At 74.8% G+C, this 2,473-nt stretch carries 3 protein-coding genes; 1 reads left to right on the forward strand and 2 read right to left on the reverse strand.

Annotated elements, in window-relative coordinates:
- Positions 1–847, reverse strand: an 847-nt coding sequence (locus SACPADRAFT_RS24830) for a LysR family transcriptional regulator (RefSeq protein ID WP_007027265.1), incomplete at its 3' end; no start/stop codon positions are given.
- Positions 848–930: 83 nt separating this feature from the next.
- Here SACPADRAFT_RS24830 and SACPADRAFT_RS0201590 point away from each other — a divergent pair.
- The gene (locus SACPADRAFT_RS0201590; protein WP_007027266.1) at positions 931–1,962 is read left to right on the forward strand and encodes a DMT family transporter; all 1,032 of its coding nucleotides are present in this window, start codon (positions 931–933) and stop codon (positions 1,960–1,962) included.
- Positions 1,963–2,009: 47 nt separating this feature from the next.
- Here SACPADRAFT_RS0201590 and SACPADRAFT_RS0201595 read toward each other — a convergent pair whose 3' ends face one another.
- Positions 2,010–2,402: a PH domain-containing protein gene (locus SACPADRAFT_RS0201595; RefSeq protein WP_051442345.1), complete on the reverse strand. Its 393-nt coding sequence runs from the start codon at positions 2,400–2,402 to the stop codon at positions 2,010–2,012.
- Positions 2,403–2,473: the final 71 nt, after the last annotated feature.

Here is a 2,473-nt window from a genome sequence, read left to right on the forward strand (position 1 = left end):
GCACCACCGCCGGGTGGGCCGCCCGGGCGCGGCGCACGGCGACGCTGATCCGCCGCACCGGGGTCGGGCGGACCACGGGAACGGCGGCCAGCCCCTCCGGCAATTCCCCGATCCCCAGGCGGGGGATCACCGTGATCCCGATCCCGCTGGCCACGAACGGGATCGCCGTCCGGTAGTCGCGCATCTCCACGGAGAACCGCGGCGCGAAACCCGCCTGCGCGCAGGCCGCCAGCAGCGCCGCCCGGCACGCCCCGTGACTGAGGTCGTTGTCGATCCACGCCCGCTCACCGAGCACCGGCAGCGGCACCTCGTCCCGCTCGGCGAGCGGATCGTCGGTACGGACGACGACCAGGTAGGGGTCGTCGACGAGCGGATGCACCTCCGTGCCCGGTGGCGGATCGGCGCCCGGCTGTTCGACGAAGACGTTGACGTCCAGGTCGGTGGATCCGGCGTCCGGGATCTCGGTCCAGCGCAGGTCGAGCCGCAGCTCGGGGAACTCGTCCAGCAGCACCGTGGTCACACCCGGCAGCCAGGCGGCGCCCGCGGAGGCGAAGTAGCCGATCGACAGGCTCCCGGTACGACCCGCCCGCAGGTCCCGGACCAGCGCGTCCACCCGGCTGAGCTCGGCGAACAGGGACTCGCTCCCGGCGGCCAACGTCCGCCCGGCGGCCGTCGGCTCGATCCCGCGGCCGACCCGTTCGACCAGCCGGAGTCCGGTCTCCCGCTGGAGCGCGGCGAGGTGCTGGCTCACCGCCGACGGTGTGTAGTCCAGCGCCTCCGCCGCCGCGCGCAGCGATCCCTTGGCCACGACCGTGCGCAGCACCCGCAGCTTCACCACGTCCGGCATCCCACGGATCGTACAGCTGTACTGAACGATGATGCAGTATTCGTCGCTTGTGCTGTCCTGTCCGCGGTCCGGACCATGGTCGGGTGACCGGAGATTCGCAGGCATCGCTTTCTTCCCCGTCCGACCGCCCGCACACCGGGGAGCCCCGGGTCTCCCCGTCCGGGCCCCCGGCCTCCGGCCGGGCCGAGGCCGTCAAGGCCGCGGCGGCGGTGAGTGTGACCGTCGTCCTGTGGGCGTCGGCGTTCGTCGCCATCCGCGCCGTGGGCCACGACCTCTCCCCGGCGCCGCTGGCGCTGCTGCGCCTCGCCGTGGCCTCGCTGGTCCTCACGGTGCTGGTGACCGTGTCCCGGCGGCGGCTCCCGCGCGTGCCGCGGGGCCGGGTGCCGCTGCTGCTGACCGCCGCCTACGGCGTGCTGTGGCTGGCCGGCTACACCGTCGCGCTGAACGGCGCGGAACAGCACCTGGACGCGGGGACGGCGGCCCTGCTGGTGAACATCTCCCCGCTGCTCGTGGCGTTCGCGGCGGGTGCGCTGCTCGGGGAGGGATTGCCCCGGCCGCTGCTGCTCGGAGCGCTCGTGGGACTCGGCGGGGTGGCGGTGATCGGGCTCGGTTCGGACGGCCGCGGCGACCGGGTCGGGGTACTGCTGTGCCTGCTGGCCGCCGTGCTCTACGCCGCGGGTGTGGTGATCCAGAAGGTCACCCTGCGCCGGGTCGACGGCGCGACGGTCACCTGGTTCGGCTGTCTGGTGGCCACCGCCGCGCTGCTGCCGTTCACGCCCGCCCTGCTGGCCGAACTCGGCTCCGCCCCGCCGGAGGCGGTGCTGGGCGCGGTGTACCTGGGCGCGTTCCCCACCGCGATCGGCTTCAGCACGTGGGCCTACGCGCTCCGGCGCACGGACGCGGGCAGGCTCGCCGCGACGACCTACGCCGTGCCCGCCGTGTCCGTGCTGCTGTCCTGGGCGGTGCTGCGGGAGGTGCCCACCGTGTACGGCTTCGTCGGCGGCGGGGTCTGCCTGGTCGGCGTCGCGATCGCCCGCTACCGGCCCCGGCGACGCGATCCGGCGGGCACGCCCGCGCCGGCGACGGAGTCCGCACACGTCGACTCGCGGGCCTGAGGCGTCGACTCGCGGGGCTGGGGTGGCGACTCGCGGGTTGGGGTGGGTCAGGAGTGGGGGGTGCGGTGCAGGCGGCGGAGGGTGCGGACCGCCTCGACGGCGTGGTCGCGGTCGACCGCCTGCACGGCCAGCACCGCGTGGTACTCGTGGTCCGGCAGCTCCAGCCGGGCGAACGACGCGCCGTCCGGGAAGCTCACCGCCTCCACCTCGTTCCAGCCGAACCGCCGGGTGGTCAGGATGTTGCGCACCTCGACCCGCTCGGCGTCGGCGCGCACCCGGGGCAGCGCGAACAGCATCGACGCCGCCGCCAGCAGCAGTCCGATCCCGACCATCGCGATCTGGTCGCTCAGATGGAAGATCACCCCGGTGTCCTGCGAACGCAGCAGCACCGCGACCGTGGTGAACACGCCGACCAGCAGGGCCGCGAGCGCGGCCGACATCCACACCGCACGGCGCGGCCGGAACACCACGGGGGCCTCCGGGCCCGCCGACCCGCCGGGCCCCGCGGCCG

The sequence above is a fragment of the Saccharomonospora iraqiensis subsp. paurometabolica YIM 90007 genome, assembly GCF_000231035.2.
Lineage (GTDB): Bacteria > Actinomycetota > Actinomycetes > Mycobacteriales > Pseudonocardiaceae > Saccharomonospora > Saccharomonospora paurometabolica.